At 40.9% G+C, this 18,425-nt stretch carries 12 protein-coding genes; 3 read left to right on the top strand and 9 right to left on the bottom strand.

Annotation, left to right across the window (positions count from 1 at the left end; all coding sequences use genetic code 11):
- Positions 1–351 precede the first annotated feature (351 nt).
- Positions 352–990, top strand: coding sequence for a YqiJ family protein (locus tag FTT76_RS15485; protein WP_180105917.1), 639 nt, complete (start codon positions 352–354; stop codon positions 988–990).
- A 176-nt stretch (positions 991–1,166) separates the two neighbouring features.
- Positions 1,167–2,879 (top strand): flotillin family protein, encoded by a 1,713-nt coding sequence (locus FTT76_RS15480; RefSeq protein ID WP_180011015.1) that lies wholly within the window; start codon positions 1,167–1,169, stop codon positions 2,877–2,879.
- Positions 2,880–3,894: 1,015 nt separating this feature from the next.
- Here FTT76_RS15480 and sucD read toward each other — a convergent pair.
- The 9 genes from sucD to sdhC all read right to left on the bottom strand — a co-directional run bounded on the left by sucD (position 3,895) and on the right by sdhC (position 15,885).
- Positions 3,895–4,785 carry a succinate--CoA ligase subunit alpha gene (sucD, locus tag FTT76_RS15475; RefSeq protein WP_168379215.1) on the bottom strand — a complete coding sequence of 297 codons (891 nt, stop codon included), beginning with the start codon at positions 4,783–4,785 and terminating at the stop codon, positions 3,895–3,897.
- A 13-nt stretch (positions 4,786–4,798) separates the two neighbouring features.
- The gene (gene sucC, locus FTT76_RS15470; RefSeq protein WP_180190616.1) at positions 4,799–5,965 is read right to left on the bottom strand and encodes an ADP-forming succinate--CoA ligase subunit beta; all 1,167 of its coding nucleotides are present in this window, start codon (positions 5,963–5,965) and stop codon (positions 4,799–4,801) included.
- Between the two features lie 180 nt (positions 5,966–6,145).
- Positions 6,146–7,576 carry a dihydrolipoyl dehydrogenase gene (lpdA, locus tag FTT76_RS15465; RefSeq protein ID WP_078192989.1) on the bottom strand — a complete coding sequence of 477 codons (1,431 nt, stop codon included), beginning with the start codon at positions 7,574–7,576 and terminating at the stop codon, positions 6,146–6,148.
- 60 nt (positions 7,577–7,636) lie between these two features.
- Entirely contained in the window at positions 7,637–8,854 is a 1,218-nt protein-coding gene (gene odhB, locus FTT76_RS15460; RefSeq protein ID WP_078192990.1) for a 2-oxoglutarate dehydrogenase complex dihydrolipoyllysine-residue succinyltransferase, read from the bottom strand.
- Positions 8,855–8,870: 16 nt separating this feature from the next.
- Positions 8,871–11,693: a 2-oxoglutarate dehydrogenase E1 component gene (locus FTT76_RS15455; protein WP_180190615.1), complete on the bottom strand. Its 2,823-nt coding sequence runs from the start codon at positions 11,691–11,693 to the stop codon at positions 8,871–8,873.
- Positions 11,694–12,488: 795 nt separating this feature from the next.
- Positions 12,489–13,196 carry a succinate dehydrogenase iron-sulfur subunit gene (locus FTT76_RS15450; RefSeq protein WP_078189905.1) on the bottom strand — a complete coding sequence of 236 codons (708 nt, stop codon included), beginning with the start codon at positions 13,194–13,196 and terminating at the stop codon, positions 12,489–12,491.
- A 14-nt stretch (positions 13,197–13,210) separates the two neighbouring features.
- Positions 13,211–15,109: an FAD-binding protein gene (locus FTT76_RS15445; RefSeq protein ID WP_180049126.1), complete on the bottom strand. Its 1,899-nt coding sequence runs from the start codon at positions 15,107–15,109 to the stop codon at positions 13,211–13,213.
- Positions 15,110–15,121: 12 nt separating this feature from the next.
- Complete coding sequence (sdhD, locus tag FTT76_RS15440; RefSeq protein WP_078189907.1) at positions 15,122–15,487, bottom strand: succinate dehydrogenase, hydrophobic membrane anchor protein; 366 nt, start codon at positions 15,485–15,487, stop codon at positions 15,122–15,124.
- Positions 15,487–15,885, bottom strand: coding sequence for a succinate dehydrogenase, cytochrome b556 subunit (sdhC, locus tag FTT76_RS15435; RefSeq protein ID WP_078189908.1), 399 nt, complete (start codon positions 15,883–15,885; stop codon positions 15,487–15,489). The genes sdhD and sdhC overlap by 1 nt, the downstream gene beginning before the upstream one ends.
- Positions 15,886–16,912: 1,027 nt before the next feature.
- Between sdhC and gltA the strand changes: the two genes are divergently transcribed.
- The gene (gene gltA, locus FTT76_RS15430) at positions 16,913–18,190 is read left to right on the top strand and encodes a citrate synthase (protein ID WP_078189909.1); all 1,278 of its coding nucleotides are present in this window, start codon (positions 16,913–16,915) and stop codon (positions 18,188–18,190) included.
- Positions 18,191–18,425: the final 235 nt, after the last annotated feature.

Below are 18,425 nucleotides of genomic sequence, written 5' to 3'. Positions count from 1 at the left end.
CACTGCTTCGCAAGGCTAAATGAGTTTTACTATGATCAGCTACCCCAACAAAACAAGGTGGCTTAACTAGAGCGGAATATCACTTATAAATACGCTTTTAGTTGTTCAAACATGTGGGACCACCTCTGTAGAAGTGCTATTCATTTTAGATTTAGATAATCCTGATTTAATTGATCAACTATTTTTAAAGAAAAACTTAGTAATAGCTCACATAAAAGCCGACTTTTTGTTAATCTGATCTGTAATTTTTTTACACAATTTCGACAGATAATGTTATTTTATTTACTGAAAAAAATTCGGCCAAAATTATTTTTTTGATTTTTTATAAGCATAAATATAGAGATAAATATAATGTGGGAATTGTTTACTCACCCGTCTAATATCGTGTTTAGCATCAGTCTCTGCTTAATGTTCTTGTTTGGACTTTTTGAGATTGTGTTAACAATTTTAGGGGGTGGTTCTCAAGGCTTCTTAGATCAATTCCTACCTGAGGATGTTGGTCATAATGCAGAGCTAGGTGTAGATGCCGATGCAGGTATCGTGACACGTGTGCTCGATTGGTTGTATTTGGGTCGTATTCCACTGTTTGTATGGCTCATCATTTTCTTATGTGTCTATAGTTTGTTGGGCTTTGCTATTCAAGCTGTCGTTAACCAAATGACCAGTATGATGTTTAGTGCATGGATTATTGCACCAGCCTGTGTTTTTTTGTGCATGCCCTTCGTACGTTTTAGCGCAATGCTCATTGCCCGTATTTTACCCCAAGATGAAACAACTGCCATTTATAGTGATGAATTGATCGGTAGAACGGCCACGATCATTTTGGGTGATGCACGACCACAGTCTCCTGCTCAAGCCAAAGTCAAAGATCAACACGGATTGACCCATTATATTTTGGTTGAACCTGAACAAAATGAAATTTTCAGCCAAGGTCAATCAGTGGTTTTAACCCAAAAAACAAATGTAGGCTTCCAAGCCACCATGCTCTAAATTTTGAATGAATTGATACTCGGTCAGTTCTTCTAACACCATATAAATACATTTTACGCGTCATTCCTTCTGCAAATCTCGAAGTGATGATGAGTCAACAAAATACTGATTTTTAAATCAAACTCGTTAGCACTTTAGAGGGTTAACTTGAACTACAACAAAAGAGATAAACGTCCATGTTAGACATTATTCCAAGCGGTATCCTTGTTTCAGTCGGGATAATTTTTGCCGCACTTATTTTTATTGGTTTTATTATTGCTCGACTTTATCGTCGCTCAAGTAAAGAAATTTCATTTGTGCGTACAGGCTTCGGCGGTGAAAAAGTGATTTTAGGTGGCGGTGCTATTGTGCTTCCGGTGCTACATGAAATTATCCCAGTCAATATGAACACCCTACGTCTTGAAGTACGCCGTGCAGATGACCAAGCGCTGATTACACGTGACCGTATGCGTGTCGATGTGATGGCAGAGTTCTATGTCCGTGTGAAACCAACCGCAGATTCGATTGCTACCGCAGCACAGACTTTGGGTCAAAAGACCATGTCGCCAAATGAGTTAAAGAATTTGGTCGAAGGAAAATTCGTTGACTCTCTACGTGCAGTTGCCGCAGAAATGGCGATGGAAGAGTTGCATGAAAAACGTGTCGACTTTGTACAAAAAGTTCAGCAAGTGGTGTCTGAAGATTTACATAAAAACGGTTTGGAACTTGAAACCGTTTCATTAACTGGCTTAGACCAAACAGGCTTTAAATACTTCAACCCACAAAATGCGTTCGATGCTGAAGGTTTAACTAAACTGACAGAAACCATTGAAGACCGTCGTCGTAAACGTAATGCGATTGAGCAAGATGCAGATCTTGCAATCAAGACCAAGAACTTAGAAGCAGAACAAGCACGTCTACAAATTTTGCGTGAAGAAGAATATGCAAAACTGCAACAAGAACGTGAAATTTCAGTTCGTCGTGCAGAACAGCTTGCAGAAATTGCATCACAAGAAGCTTCGAAAAAACGTGAAGCCGAAGAAGCGCGTATTGCTGCTGAACGTGAAGTTGACTTAAAGCGTATTACTGCTGCACGTGACGTTGAAAATCAAAATATTCAAAAGTCACAAATTATTCAGCAAGCCCAAGTGGAACAAAAGAAAACCATTGAGTTGGCTGAGCAAGACCGTGCCATTGCTATTGCAGAAAAATCTCGTGCTGAATCTGAAGCTAAAGCGCATGCCGATCAAGCCCGTGCTCAAGCGGTAAAAGCCGAAGAAGAAGTCATTACCGTTCGTCAAATCCAACAAGCTGAACGTCAAAAAGCTGTTGAATTGGTCTCTGCGAAAGAAAAAGCGGAGAAAGATGCGATTGCCATTACTGTCGCGGCAGAAGCAGGTAAACAAGCAGCAGCAGATGATGCAGAAGCGATTCGTATTGCAGCTGAAGCCGAAGCTGAAAAAGTTCGCTTAAAAGCCAAAGGTGAAGCTGACGCAAAAGTTCTCTTGGCTCAGGCGATGGAAAAACAATACCAAGTTGATGCTGAAGGTACACGTGCAGTGAACGAAGCAAACAACGTATTGTCATCTGAACAGGTTGAAATGCAAATTCGTTTAGCGATGCTGAAATACTTACCTGAAATCATTCGCGAAAGTGTGAAACCAATGGAAAACATTGATGACATTAAGATTTTGCAAGTGAATGGCCTAAATGGTGGTCATGCAGGTTCTTGCCAAGGTGATGCTCACCACGAAGGCAGCGGTAATGTTGCCTTGTCAGACCAAGTGGTGAATAGTGCCCTACGCTACCGCAGCCAGGCCCCACTGATTGATAGCTTGATGAGTGAGCTGGGTATCCAAGGTGGCGATATTAACGGTTTAACTCAGAGCTTAAAAACCAGCAAAAACTAAGTTTTTGATTGAGATAGGGCTCCATCAAATCTCTTTATTCAGAAGTGATTGCTTGAGCAACACATTCTAAATGAATTAAAAAAGCAGTGTCCGCACTGCTTTTTTTATGGCTTAGATACTTGTACTTATGGGCATACAATCTCCCAAAGAAATGAACAACATTTTCTGTCTTATCAGAGCGCTTTTAATGGTTTCTGACATTTATATTTCGCATCACAGCCTGATGTTAAATCAATGAACAAATGGCGTATTTCATAAAAATACTCATTTAGAAGCTATAGAGCAAACAGCATAAAATTATGAAACAAAATATTTAAAATCAATTAATTGATATATCCTTCTCATCTTACAGAATAAGATATTTACTTCTATATATTCAGCTCGATAACATTTTGTTCTATCTATTGTTTTTATAAAACTTGGAAATTGCTTATTAAATTAAAAATAGGGCCTAACAAGGTTTTTGCACTTCAAACCATCAACTAAAAAATAATAGCTGACTATAGATGTATATGCTCATGTAGATTTTCTTAAAAAAATTTCATCACTGAGATAGCAAATTTCACCAATTTTAAAGCTCCCCCTTCTCATATTCCTGATCTACCATCCTTTGTATAAGGCTTGAGAAAATTACAAATAAAATAATTTCTATTGAAAATATTAGGCTTCATCCAAGTAAAAAAGCTCTTTGATGATAAAGATCCATTAAAAATCTCAATTAAATTAGTTATTTTCCCTAAAATCAATATACTGCACGCTATACGAAATTATTTTTAAAAATCATAAACCTATGACCATCCCCGCAATCATCACATATTCGGATTATTATGTGTTCTTTACATTTCATAGTTATTGAACAACCAATATTCCATCCGTTTATGCAGCGTCACTGCACCCCAAAGCAGAACACATAGCCATGCCCTTATGGCTTTTGCATAGCGGCTGAAATACGCTTTTTTTTTGCGTAAAAAAAAAGAGAATCCGAAGATTCTCTTTTGATGTTTAAGTATGGCGATTAAACCAAACCTTTTCCTTTCAGCACTTCGTACATGGTCGAACCTAATTCAGCAGGACTACGGGTATAAGCCATACCCGCTTTTTCAAAGGCAGCGAATTTCTCTTCAGCTGTGCCTTTACCGCCCGAAATGATTGCCCCTGCATGCCCCATACGTTTACCTTTAGGTGCAGTTACACCCGCGATATAACCAACAACAGGCTTTGTAACATTCGACTGGATATATTCAGCTGCTTCTTCTTCTGCTGTACCACCAATCTCACCAATCATGATGATCGCTTCAGTTTGCGGGTCGTCTTGGAACAGCTTTAAGCAATCAATTTGGTTCATACCCGGAATAGGGTCACCACCGATCCCAATACAGGTAGACTGACCTAGTCCCAGCTTGGTGGTTTGCGCTACAGCTTCATAGGTTAACGTCCCTGAACGCGAGATAATGCCGATTTTACCTGGTTGATGAATATGCCCCGGCATAATACCGATCTTACATTCACCTGGGGTAATAATCCCTGGACAGTTTGGCCCAATTAAGCGTGCGTTATTGCCATAGGTTTCTAGGTAACGTTTAGCTTTTAGCATATCGAGTGTCGGCACACCTTCAGTGATCACCACAATCAGCTCAACACCTGAATCAATCGATTCAATAATTGAATCTAGGACAAATGGTGCCGGTACATAAATCGAAGTTGCCGTTGCACCCGTTTCACGTACAGCTTCTTTCATGGTATTGAATACGGGCAGATTCAAATGTTGTGTGCCGCCTTTGCCCGGTGTTACACCACCAACAACTTTAGTGCCATAAGCAATCGATTGTTCTGAATGGAATGTGCCATTTTTACCAGTAAAGCCTTGTACCAATACTTTTGTGTCTTTATTTACTAATACGCTCATGATCTCTACTCCCTTAGCCTTTTACCGCAGCAACAATTTTTTCTGCAGCATCAGCCAAGCCATTTGCAGAAATCAATTTCAAACCTGATTCATCAAGTAATTTTGCACCCAACTCTGCATTGTTCCCTTCTAGACGAACAACCACAGGTACAGTCACATTTACTTCTTGAACCGCTGCAATAATTGCTTCAGCAATCATGTCACAACGTACAATCCCACCAAAAATATTAATTAATACACCTTGCACAGAACTATCCGCCAAAATGATTTTAAAGGCTTCAATTACGCGTTCTTTGGTCGCGCCACCGCCTACATCTAGGAAGTTTGCAGGTTGACCACCATAGAGTTTAATGATGTCCATGGTTGCCATCGCTAGGCCAGCACCATTGACCATACAGCCAATATTGCCTTTTAAGGCAACATAATTCAGATCAAATTCTGATGCTTTCAGCTCACGCTCATTTTCTTGCGTTTTATCGCGTAGTGCTGCGATTTCTGGTAAGCGATATAAAGCATTTGAGTCAATACCAATTTTTGCATCCACACATAAAATCTCGCCATTTTCACGTACGGATAACGGGTTAATTTCAAATAAAGCAAAATCATTTTCAATGAATGCTTGATAAGCCGCAGACATGATTTTGACAAATTGATTCACTTGACCATCTTTTAGGTTTAAAGCAAATGCCACTTCACGCGCTTGGAATGGTAACAACCCAACTAGAGGATCAACTTCAACTTTTATAATTTTTTCTGGGGTTTCTTCTGCAACTTTCTCAATTTCCACACCACCTTCAGTCGATGCCATAAAGGTCACACGGCGGCTAGAACGGTCTACTACAGCACCTAGGTACAATTCACGCTCTACTGGATAAACATCTTCAGATACCAAAATACCGCTGACGGGTTGACCTAATGCATCTGTTTGATAAGTGACTAAGCGTGAGCCGACCATTTGGTTCACATAATCAGTGGCTTCTTGTGCAGATTTTACGACTTTAACGCCGCCTGCTTTACCACGACCACCTGCATGCACTTGGGCTTTGAGTACCGCAAACTTACCACCCAGTTGCTCAAAAGCTTTGCCTGCTTCTTCTGCGGTAGTTACAAATACGCCTTCTTGGACTGGCATACCATATTTTTTTAATAACGCTTTAGCTTGATATTCGTGTAGATTCATTGAACAACCTTTTACTCTTTTTTCGCTTTGTTATGACCCATTAAAGCCCAGACATCCGTCAAAGCAGCTTTAACCTTTTTAAATCTTAAAATATTTCTTATCTTTATTTTTAGATGATTATTCAAATTAAAACAACCATCTGAAACAAAAAAGAGCGGCCTAAGCCGCTCTTTTTACATCTTATTTACGTTTACGCTGAATCGCGTGAATTGCACGCCCATCCACTGCAAGTGCAGCTTCGTGAACGACTTCAGAGAATGTCGGGTGACCGAAAGTCATTAACTGTAGGTCTTCAACACTTGATACGAACTCAAGTGCGATCATGCCTTGGTGTACGATGTCAGACGCAGCAGGTCCAATCACGTGCATACCGAGTAGACGATCAGTCTTCGCATCAGCAACAAACTTAACAAAGCCTGCGTTTTCACCAGCAGCCATTGCACGACCATTTGCAGCAAAACCAAATTGACCTGTTTTAACTTCGTGGCCTTTTTCTTTCGCTTGCTCTTCTGTTAAACCAACCCACGCCGCTTCTGGGTGTGTGTAAATTACAGAGATAATAGTGTCATAGTTCACTTGAGCTGCATGACCGTGGATACGCTCAACAGCCATTACGCCTTCTTCCATTGCTTTATGTGCAAGCATTGGACCACGTACCAAGTCACCAATTGCGTATACGCCTTCAACCGAAGTTGCACACCAATCGTTTACTTCAACTAGACCGCGTTCAGTGAGTTTAATGCCTGAATCTTCAGCCAATAAACCTTCTGCATATGCTTTACGGCCAACACAAACGATCAATTTATCGAAAGTTTGAGTTTTGTCTTCGCCACCTTGCGTATACTTAACAGTAACTTCACGGCCATTTACTTCTGTACCAGCAACTTTAGCGCCAACACGGATATCAAGACCTTGTTTAGTCAATACTTTTTGGTAGTCTTTTGCCAAAGCTTTATCAGCCATTGGTAAGAATGCATCCATTGCTTCAAATACAACAACTTCAGCACCTAGACGACGCCAAACAGAACCAAGCTCTAGACCAATGACACCCGCGCCAATTACGCCAAGACGTTTAGGCACTTCTGGGAACTCAAGCGCACCAGTAGAGTCAACAATAATGTCTTGGTCTACAGGAGCAACAGGAATATTTACCGGTACAGAACCCGATGCAAGGATTACATATTTAGGTTCTAAAATTTGAGTTTCACCTTCGTGAGATACAAACTCAACTTTCTTACCTGCAAGCAATTTACCTGTACCTTTTAACCATTCGATACCATTGCCTTTAAGTAGGCCATCAATACCCATCGTCAATTGGTTAACAATTTTGTCTTTACGATCAAGCAGTTTTGCAAGATCAAATTTCACTTCACCAGTTGTAATACCGTGGTCATCTAAGTGATGAACGGTATCTTCATAGCGGTGAGATGAATCAAGTAATGCTTTAGATGGGATACAACCCACGTTTAAGCAAGTACCACCTAAAGATGGTTTACCTTTATGAATACGTTTTTCAATACAAGCTACTTTAAAGCCTAATTGAGCAGCGCGGATAGCAGCTTCATAACCACCAGGACCGCCACCAATAACAACTAAATCAAATTGAGACATGTGTATCTCCAAAAATGGGCTTAGAGGATCGCTCTAAGCCCATTGCATTATTCTGAAGTATTAAAGATCAAGGATTAGCTTAGCTGGTTCTTCTAACAATTCTTTGATTGTTACAAGGAAGCCTACTGCTTCTTTACCATCGATTAGACGGTGGTCATAAGAAAGCGCTAAGTACATCATTGGCAAGATTTCAACTTGACCATTTACAGCCATAGGACGTTCTTGGATTTTATGCATACCCAAAATCGCAGTTTGTGGCGTATTTAAGATAGGTGTAGAAAGCAAAGAACCGAAAGTACCACCATTAGTAATAGTGAATGTACCGCCAGTCATATCTTCAATACCCAATTTACCATCACGCGCTTTACCAGCGTATGCACGGATACCATTTTCAACTTCAGCATAGTTCATGCGGTCAGTGTCACGAAGAACTGGAACTACTAGACCACGGTCGCTTGATACAGCAACACCGATGTCGTAGAAACCGTGATAAACGATGTCATTACCATCAATCGAAGCGTTTACAGCTGGGTAGCGTTTAAGTGCTTCAGTTGCCGCTTTAACGAAGAATGACATGAAGCCAAGACGTGCACCATGACGCTTTTCAAAAGCATCTTTGTATTGCGCACGCATTTCCATGATTGGTTTCATGTTTACTTCGTTGAACGTAGTCAACATTGCAGTTTCTTGAGTTGCAGCAAGTAGACGTTCAGCAACACGCTTACGAAGACGAGTCATAGGAACACGTTTTTCGATACGTTCACCAACAGCAACGCTTAATGGCGCAGCAGCAGGAGCAGCTGGTTTAGCTTGATGGTTTGCAACATCTTCTTTAGTGATGCGACCGCCACGGCCAGTGCCAGCAACGTCAGCAGCAGCAATGCCAGACTCAGTCAATGCTTTACGCACTGCAGGAGCTTGATCAGCAACAGGTTGAGCACGTTCAACAACAGGAGCAGCGCCCGCTTGAGTTTGCGCAGCAGCTTGTTCTACTTTCTCTTCTGATTGAACAGCTTGAGTTTGAGCAGCGCCAGAAGCAGCACCTTCTTCAAAAGTCGCAATCACTTCGTTCGATAAAACTGTATCGCCTTCGTTTTTAACAATTGCAGAAATCGTACCGTCAGCAGGAGCTACAACTTCTAAAACAACTTTATCTGTTTCAATATCACAAATCACTTCGTCACGTGATACTGCTTCACCTGGTTGTTTGTGCCAAGTTGCAACTGTACCGTCAGCAACTGACTCTGGGAATACCGGTGCTTTAATTTCGGTTGCCATTATTAAGAATCTCCTGTTATTCAGCTACGATAGCTAAAGCATCATTTACGAGCTGAGCTTGTTGTTTTGCGTGCAAATATGGTGAACCACAAGCCGGTGCAGCAGAAGCTTCACGACCTGCATAACTAATACGAACTTGTTTGCCCGCTTTCATCACGTCGTCATAAAGACGCGGAGCGATGAATAACCATGCACCTTGGTTCTTCGGTTCTTCTTGAGCCCAAACCAATTCTTTAACGTTTGGATATTGTGCAAGAACTTCAGCAAGACGTGCTTCTGGGTACGGATACAATTGTTCAATACGAACGATTGCTGTGTTGTTCAATTCTTTTTCACGACGTTTTTCAAGTAAGTCGTAGTAAACCTTACCACCACAAAGCACTAGACGAGTTACGTCTGATTTGTTGATGTTGTCGATTTCATCAATCACAGTTTGGAATGAACCATTTGCAAGTTCTTCTAATGTAGAGGTTGCAAGTTTGTGACGAAGAAGAGACTTCGGTGAAGTCACGATCATTGGTTTACGGATTGGACGAAGTGCTTGACGACGCATCGCATGGTAAATCTGCGCTGGTGTAGTCGGTGTGATCACTTGCATGTTTTCTTCAGCACATAGCTGTAAGAAACGCTCTAAACGAGCTGATGAATGCTCAGGACCTTGACCTTCAAAGCCGTGTGGAAGAAGCATAGTCAGACCGCATACACGTTCCCACTTCGTTTCGCCAGACGCGATGAACTGATCGATTACAACCTGTGCACAGTTTGCGAAGTCACCAAATTGCGCTTCCCAAATGACAAGGCTCTTTGGAAGAGTTGTTGCATAACCGTATTCGAATGCAAGAACCGCCATTTCTGACAATAAAGAGTCATAAATTGCAGTACGCGGTTGGTTTTCTTTCAAGTTACATAATGGAATGTAAGTTGAACCATCTACTTGGTTATGAAGTTTTGCATGACGGTGTGAGAATGTACCACGACCAACGTCTTCACCTGTTAAACGAACAAGGAAACCTTCATCTAGAAGAGACGCGTAAGCTAATGTTTCAGCAGCACCCCAGTTCAATGGCATTTCACCAGTCTGCATTTTCAGACGGTCATCAATCACTTTAGCAACCTGACGTTGCATCACGAAGCCTTCAGGAAGCTCGCGCATTTTCGCACCAAGCTCTTTTAGACGTTCGACTGGGAAAGTCGTATCCCATTTGTCTGTGTATTCGTGGCCTAGGTAAGGTTTCCAGTCCACAAACATTTTTGTATTTGGCTCAAGTACCAACGCATTTGCAACGTGTTTTCCTGCTTCAAGGTCAGAACGATACTGTTCAACCATTGCATCAGCAGAAGCACGATCAAGAACGCCTTCTTGTACAAGTTTGTCAGCATAAAGCGTACGAGTAGTCGCTTTTTTATTGATGATTTGATACATCATTGGCTGAGTTGCAGCTGGCTCGTCAGCTTCGTTATGACCACGACGACGGTAGCAGAACATATCGATCACAACGTCTTTACGGAATGTATGACGGAAATCGTGTGCCAATTGAGAAACAAATAATACAGATTCAGGATCATCACCGTTCACATGGAAGATCGGTGCTTGGATCATTTTCGCGATGTCAGTACAGTATTCTGTAGAACGCGCATCGCGTGGGTCAGACGTTGTGAAACCAACTTGGTTGTTCACGACGATATGAACTGTACCACCCACGGTATAACCGCGAGTTTGTGACATTTGGAAAGTTTCTTGGTTTACACCTTGACCTGCAAATGCAGCATCACCGTGAACGATGATTGGTAATACATCATCACCACCGATATCTTTACGACGTACTTGACGTGCGCGTACAGAACCTTCTACTACAGGTCCAACGATTTCTAAGTGTGATGGGTTAAACGCTAATGCCAAGTGAACTTCGCCACCCGGAGTCATGACGTTTGAAGAGAAACCTTGGTGGTATTTAACGTCACCAGAGCCTTTTTTATGCAGAGATTTGCCTTCGAACTCACCAAATAGATCAGCTGGGTTTTTACCCATGATGTTTACAAGAAGGTTTAAACGGCCACGGTGAGGCATACCGATAACCACTTCTTTACAACCTACCGAACCCGCACGTTGAATAAGTTCATTCACCATAGGAATGAAAGATTCACCACCTTCAACACCGAAACGTTTCGCACCAACGAATTTGTTACCAAGGTATTTTTCTAGGCCTTCAGCTGCAGTTAGACGTTCAAGGATATGTTTTTTCTGGTCTGCAGTGTAGCCAAATTGACCACGAGTACCTTCAAGGCGTTGTTGAATCCAACGTTTTTCTTTGGTATCAACAATGTGCATGTATTCAACACCAATCGAAGCAGTATAAGTTGCTTCCATTGCTTGAACCATTTCACCAAGTGTTGCTTCAGATTTACCGATTGCAAGGTTACCTGTATTAAATACAGTGTCTAAGTCAGACTGAGTTAAACCATGCGCAGCAAGATCTAGATCAGGCACGATTTCACGTTTTGCAAGACCTAGTGGATCTAATTTTGCGTTTTGATGACCACGGTTACGGTATGCAGCGATCAACTGTAATACACCGATTTGACGGCGTTCATGCTCAGAACTTACTGCACTTTGCACTACAGGCTGAACACGGCTTGAATTACGGCCTAATAATAGGAATTGCTCACGTACATTGCTGTGTGGTTGATCACCTTTCGGGAATTTATCGAAGTATTCACGCCAATCAGCCTCTACTGAGTCTGGAGCCGTTAGATACTGCTCATAAAGTTCTTCAATATACGCTGCACTGTCAGCGCTAAGTTCAGTGTCAAGACGCAGTGCGTCAGCAACTTCTTGCATGTGTGGACCCATTTCCTATTGCAAAACATTTCAGGATGCTTTTTAAGCGAACCCATGATTAGTAATGTCAAATTGGTAATATGACATTAGTCCCCATTAGGCTTAAGCCTTGAGGCGTTATCACTACATTAGGATTACCCAATGTGATTAATGAACAATAACGCCCTCAGCGGCATCATTACTCATTGAGAAATACCCGACATAAATCGGGCAATTTTTGCAAATCATCTTAGAAAAAATAAATTTTTCGCAATTATCTTTTCTAAAGCGACTTTATTAACATTTATATACCGTCTACAGCGCTTAAATTGTAGAAAAAATGTACCCAATTCAAAGTCATTTTTTACATATAGTGATACTTTAAATGCTAACACGTTCGAGCATTTTCAATTGATTTTTTTGACACATACCTCTCATAAATTAGCGAAATACACTGTTTGTATTTTCATCTATGATATGGTGCTACATATAAAATGATCTTTCAATTAAGACAAAAGTCTACGTTCGATTTTTACCTCATCTCATATACAAAAACAAAAGAGAGCTGACATTCCTATCCTCTCTCTTTTTACTACGTTACATAATAACATCTTCTAATCCTTTTGACAGACTTGAACGAGCGTTTCATCAATAAATAACCATTTATCTATCACTTTATACTTTTAATTCACTACGTTTCTATGAAATCCATTTATAGCACTCTGCAATGACAGCGAATAACTTTCACTATCATCATTTTTATATATGACAAAAAAAGCGCACCCAATGGTGCGCTTTTTTTTACTGCTAAATCTATTAACCAAGATCTAAAAGCATATTACGGATGTGACCGATTGCTTTAGTTGGGTTAAGACCCTTAGGACATACAGATACACAGTTCATGATACCTTTACAACGGAACAATGAGAATGGGTCGTCAAGACGAGCCAAACGCTCTTGAGTTGCTGTATCACGAGAGTCAATGATGAAGCGATATGCGTTCAACAATGCTGAAGGACCCAAGAACTTGTCTGGGTTCCACCAGAATGATGGACATGAAGTTGAACAACATGCACAAAGAATACATTCGTACAAACCATCTAAATGTTCACGCTCTTCAGGAGACTGCAAACGCTCTTTAGGAGGCGCAGGCTGATTGTTGATTAGGAACGGATGGATTTTATTGTACTGATCGTAGAACTGATTCATATCTACAACCAAGTCTTTAATAACTGGAAGACCTGGAAGCGGACGAATTGTAATCACTTCTGGTAAGTCGTTTAGGTTCCAAAGACACGCTAAACCATTTTTACCATTGATGTTTACACCATCAGAACCACAAATACCTTCACGACATGAACGACGGAATGTTAATGATTCGTCTTGTACTTTTAATGCTAGAAGCGCATCAAGCAACATACGGTGCTTGTCAGTCAACTCTAGTTTAAAAGTTTGCATGTACGGAGCTGCATCCTTATCAGGATCGTAGCGGTAGATATTAAATGTACGAGTACCTCTACTCATCTTACTTCTCCCAATTAGAATGTACGTGGTTTAGGTGGAATAGCATCTACAGATAAAGGCTTGTAACGTACTGGTTTGTACTCAAGACGGTTATCTACAGAGAACCATAAAGTGTGTTTCATCCACTCATCATCACGACGGCCGTATGGGTAGTCAGCATGATCAGGTGGTAATTCGAAATCTACCACTGTATGCGCACCACGACATTCTTTACGTGCAGCTGCAGAAATTAATGTCGCTTTTGCAACTTCATACAAGTTTTCAACTTCTAGAGCTTCAACACGTGCTGTGTTAAATACTTTAGATTTGTCTTTCAAATGAATGTTGCGTACACGTGGTTCGATCGCAAGAATCTGTTTCACACCTTCTTCAAGTAGTGCAGATGTACGGAATACACCAGCGTGGTCTTGAACGATGTCACGGATTGCATCTGCAACTTCTTGAGCATTTTCACCAGAAGTAGATTCATCAAGATGACGAACACGATTCAAAGTGTTTTCAAGTACAGTTGTAGGTAATGGAGCGTATTCATCACCGTGGTGTTTAGTTACGTAGTCAACAATATGTTCACCAGCAGCTTTACCAAATACAACCAAGTCAAGCAATGAGTTTGTACCTAGACGGTTTGCACCATGTACAGATACACATGAACATTCACCGATTGCATAAAAACCTTTCACTGGTTTAGTGAAATCACGGTCGCCCGCGTTGTGTGAGTACACATCAGTTTCTTTGTTGTAGTTCGCAACCAAAGCTTCAGTTTCACGAGAAACAGGAACAACCACTTGACCATGAATGTTTGTAGGAATACCACCCATTTGGTAATGGATTGTAGGTACTACAGGAATTGGCTCTTTAGTGATGTCAACGTTCGCGAATTTCTTACCAATCTCGAATACAGATGGAAGACGTTTCATGATTGTTTCAGCACCAAGATGCGTCATATCAAGCAAGATGTAGTCTTTCTTAGGACCACAGCCACGGCCTTCTTTAATTTCTTGGTCCATAGAGCGTGAAACGAAGTCACGAGGTGCCAAGTCTTTAAGTGTCGGAGCATAACGCTCCATGAACGGCTCACCAGCATCGTTACGAAGGATCGCACCTTCACCACGACAACCTTCTGTCAACAATACGCCTGCGCCCGCAACACCTGTTGGGTGGAATTGCCAGAATTCCATATCTTGTAATGGAATACCTGCACGAGCTGCCATACCAAGACCGTCACCAGTGTTGATATAAGCGTTAGTAGATGCACGGTAAACACGACCAGCACCACCAGTAGCGAACAATGTTGCTTTACCTTGGAATACTGCAATTTTACCCGTTTCTTGGTCAATTGCTGTCACACCAAGCACATCACCCTCTTCGTTACGGATCAAATCAAGTGCGATCCATTCTACGAAGAATTGAGTACCCATTTTCACGTTGCTTTGATAAAGCGTGTGAAGAAGTGCGTGACCTGTACGGTCGGCAGCAGCACATGCACGTGGAACTGGTTTTTCACCATAGTTCGCAGCATGACCACCAAACGGACGTTGGTAAATTGTACCGTCAGCGTTACGATCAAATGGCATACCTAGGTGTTCAAGTTCATATACAACTTGCGGCGCTTCACGAGTCATGAACTCAATTGCGTCTTGGTCACCTAACCAGTCAGAACCTTTAACTGTGTCGTAGAAGTGGTAGTGCCAGTTATCTTCTTGCATGTTACCAAGAGATGCACCAATACCACCCTGCGCTGCAACAGTGTGTGAACGAGTTGGGAATACTTTAGTCAGTACAGCAACTTTCAAACCAGCTTGAGCAAGTTGGTAAGAAGCACGCATACCTGAACCACCACCACCAACGATGACTGCATCGAAAGTTTGGTGTGGAATATTTGTGTAATCTTCTTTAGGGGTTATAGCGCCCATGATATCTTCCTATCAATTTGCCCAAAAAATCTGGATCGCCCAGATCGCGTATGCAAATACTGCAACAATCACTGCAGAAGTCAGCACTAAACGCAGACCGTTTGCTGAAGGACCCATTTGACGAGTAGTCACATAGTCAGTGAATACTTGCCACATACCAATCCAAGCATGCGCAACAAGAGATAAGACAGACAATAAAGATAAAATCTTCATTGGTGTTGTCATCATAAAGCCATACCATTGCTCAAAAGTGAATCCGCTATTGCAAAGGATCCAGCCCAGTACAACAATAGTATAAACAGCCAATACAACGGCACTTACACGTTGGATAAACCAATCGCGTGAACCTGATCCTGTTAAACCTGTAGCACTTTTCATTAGAGAACAATCCATACAAATGCTGCAACAATACCGATTGCAGACAAGATCAATGAAATAGTAGCTGCGATACGACCACTTTGAAGTTCTTCAGCAACGCCAAGATCTGCAAATAGATGCTTGATACCACCGATAAGGTGATAAATTAAGCCGGCTACAAATACCCATACGACAAAACGCACAATAAAGCTGTCAAACACAGCCTGAACTTGCGCAAAACCTTCAGGTGAAGATAGAGATTTGTCTAAAATCCAAAGAAGGACCGGTACGAGTAAAAATACGATAACACCTGATAGACGGTGTAAAATTGATGCAATAGCCACAGGGGATTTTAAGTTTACTTCTAAAACTTGACCCATGGACAAATTGACAGGTCTGTTGCTTTTCACAGCGGGCATCCTGTAAGTAAAAACTCCATCCGGAGTTTGTTGGAATTAATTCGTAGGAAAGCTAGCATAGTCAGACATTACAATATAATAAACTCTGCAGCTGTCTGATCTTATAAACGACAGGGAATTATAAAACGTGAACTTTCAAAACACAAACGAAGACAATTAGGAATTTTGCAAAATATCCTTAAATAAGAATCATTAACAATAACTTTTCTAAAAACAAATACCTTATTTATCTAAGAAAATCAGACTATCTTGTTGGTTTTAATCAGTTAAATGTAAATTTCATTTATTGTTTTTGTGTGTATATGGTGATTTAAACTTTTAGACTAAAGATGAACAAATCTAAATCTTTCTTTTCCCACTACATTTTAAAATCTTCCAGCACATTCGCCAAGCCTTAATCATAAAAATAAATGTGCATCATTTTCTCAAATGATAAAACTCAAAGATCATGAAACGAAATAAGTACTTAGTCTGTGCATAAAAATCTCAGCAACAGCAAATCCGTTCAATAAAACACCATTATTTCCCATTCCAATGACAAAAATGATCATTTATTAGGCTGTTTAAGGCGTTTAATTAACTATTTTTTAACCAAACGAACTTTTTTTTAAGGGCGATTAAGTCGTTTTAATTATGAATAAGAAAACAGCAATTTAGAGCCACAGATGTGTGTAAGTTACGAAAATTATAATAATTTAATGAAATAGCGGTCTTGTAATTCATATTTGTTTCAGAGTTTTTAAGAATTAAAAATTGCTTACAATTAAGGCAATAGGCTTTTTTTAATCTGCACCTCCCCTGCAATTTGACTTATTATACTGCGTCGGCACTGTGATTTTACTCATTTTTTAAGCGGATGAATTGTGCTTCATTTCAATCAATGATCCTCAATTTATATCCATAAGTATAATTGACAAAATTTCAGTTCCCTCTAATCTTAGAGCAAATTTTTGATCCGTCTGATTCTCGCATTAAAAGATTAGTACTGAGTCAGATAAAACATTCACCAGGACAGGAGATCTATTGAATGTCTGAAGCAACTGGCAAAAAAGCCGTTTTACAGCTTGATGGCAAAGAAATTGACTTACCAATTTACAGTGGCACTCTAGGCCCAGATGTAATTGACGTTAAAGATGTGTTGGCCGCAGGTCACTTTACTTTTGATCCTGGTTTTGTCTCAACGGCTGCTTGTGAATCTAAAATCACTTTCATTGACGGCGGTAAAGGTGTTCTTCTACACCGTGGCTACCCAATCGACCAGCTTGCTACTAAAGCAGACTACTTAGAAACTTGCTACCTTCTTTTGAACGGCGAGCTTCCTACTGCTGAACAAAAACAAGAATTCGATGCTAAAGTTCGTAACCACACTATGGTTCACGATCAAGTTGGCCGTTTCTTCAATGGTTTCCGTCGTGACGCTCACCCTATGGCGATCATGTGTGGTGTTGTTGGTGCGCTTTCTGCGTTCTATCACAACGGTTTCGATGTTGAAAACATTGACCACCGCGAAATCACTGCTATTCGCTTAATCGCTAAAGTTCCTACTTTAGCTGCTTGGACTTACAAATATACTGTAGGCCAACCATTCGTTTACCCACGTAACGACTTAAGCTACGCAGAAAACTTCTTGTACATGATGTTTGCTACTCCTGCAGACCGTGATTACAAAGTTGACCCTATTCTTGCTAAAGCAATGGACCGTATCTTCACGCTTCATGCTGACCACGAACAAAACGCGTCTACTTCTACAGTACGTCTTGCTGGTTCTACTGGCGCTAACCCATACGCATGTATCGCTGCGGGTATCGCGGCTCTATGGGGACCTGCTCATGGCGGCGCGAACGAAGCTGTTCTTAAGATGCTTGATGAAATCGGCACTGTAGAAAACGTTGCTCCGTTCATGGAAAAAGTGAAAACTAAAGAAGTTAAACTTATGGGCTTCGGTCACCGAGTTTACAAAAACTTCGATCCACGTGCGAAAGTAATGAAAGAGACTTGTGACGAAGTGTTAACTGCACTTGGTATCAACGATCCACAACTTGCTTTGGCTATGGAACTTGAACGTATTGCGCTTTCTGACGAATACTTCATCAAACGTAACCTATACCCTAACGTAGACTTCTACTCAGGTATCATCCTTAAAGCGATTGGTATCCCAACAGAAATGTTTACTGTAATCTTCGCTCTTGCACGTACTGTTGGTTGGATCAGCCACTGGTTAGAAATGCACAGCGCACCTTACAAAATCGGTCGTCCTCGTCAGCTTTACACTGGCGAAACTCAACGCGATATCCAAGGTCGTTAATTCGAAAGAATTGTGCGAATCTAAAAACCGTCCCTTTGGGGCGGTTTTTTTATGCAGCTAGATATATTTTGCACTTTAAAACAGACCCATCTGACTGAATTTTCCTGCTCAATCATTAGATAAAACGATGCCTCACAAGTTATAAAGTATGCTGTTTATTGCTGAATGTATTTTAAATCGCCATTTTCTAGAAAATCTCACACTGCTTCATCAGATATCGTCATAAAAAAGCCTA

It is taken from the genome of Acinetobacter sp. YH01009 (assembly GCF_013420765.1).
Classification (GTDB): Bacteria; Pseudomonadota; Gammaproteobacteria; order Pseudomonadales; family Moraxellaceae; genus Acinetobacter; species Acinetobacter amyesii.
Note: the sequence above shows the minus strand (reverse complement) of the source record. Positions and strands in the feature narration are given on the sequence as shown.

Bases quoted from the DNA above. Each gene is read 5' to 3' on its own strand.
- FTT76_RS15485 (WP_180105917.1), top strand. From the start codon at position 352: ATGTGGGAATTGTTTACTCACCCGTCTAATATCGTGTTTAGCATCAGT.
- odhB (WP_078192990.1), bottom strand. From the start codon at position 8,854: ATGGCAACCGAAATTAAAGCACCGGTATTCCCAGAGTCAGTTGCTGAC.
- FTT76_RS15445 (WP_180049126.1), bottom strand. From the start codon at position 15,109: ATGGGCGCTATAACCCCTAAAGAAGATTACACAAATATTCCACACCAA.
- sdhD (WP_078189907.1), bottom strand. From the start codon at position 15,487: ATGAAAAGTGCTACAGGTTTAACAGGATCAGGTTCACGCGATTGGTTT.
- sucD (WP_168379215.1), bottom strand. From the start codon at position 4,785: ATGAGCGTATTAGTAAATAAAGACACAAAAGTATTGGTACAAGGCTTT.
- sucC (WP_180190616.1), bottom strand. From the start codon at position 5,965: ATGAATCTACACGAATATCAAGCTAAAGCGTTATTAAAAAAATATGGT.
- gltA (WP_078189909.1), top strand. From the start codon at position 16,913: ATGTCTGAAGCAACTGGCAAAAAAGCCGTTTTACAGCTTGATGGCAAA.
- FTT76_RS15450 (WP_078189905.1), bottom strand. From the start codon at position 13,196: ATGAGTAGAGGTACTCGTACATTTAATATCTACCGCTACGATCCTGAT.
- lpdA (WP_078192989.1), bottom strand. From the start codon at position 7,576: ATGTCTCAATTTGATTTAGTTGTTATTGGTGGCGGTCCTGGTGGTTAT.
- FTT76_RS15480 (WP_180011015.1), top strand. From the start codon at position 1,167: ATGTTAGACATTATTCCAAGCGGTATCCTTGTTTCAGTCGGGATAATT.
- sdhC (WP_078189908.1), bottom strand. From the start codon at position 15,885: ATGCCCGCTGTGAAAAGCAACAGACCTGTCAATTTGTCCATGGGTCAA.
- FTT76_RS15455 (WP_180190615.1), bottom strand. From the start codon at position 11,693: ATGCAAGAAGTTGCTGACGCACTGCGTCTTGACACTGAACTTAGCGCT.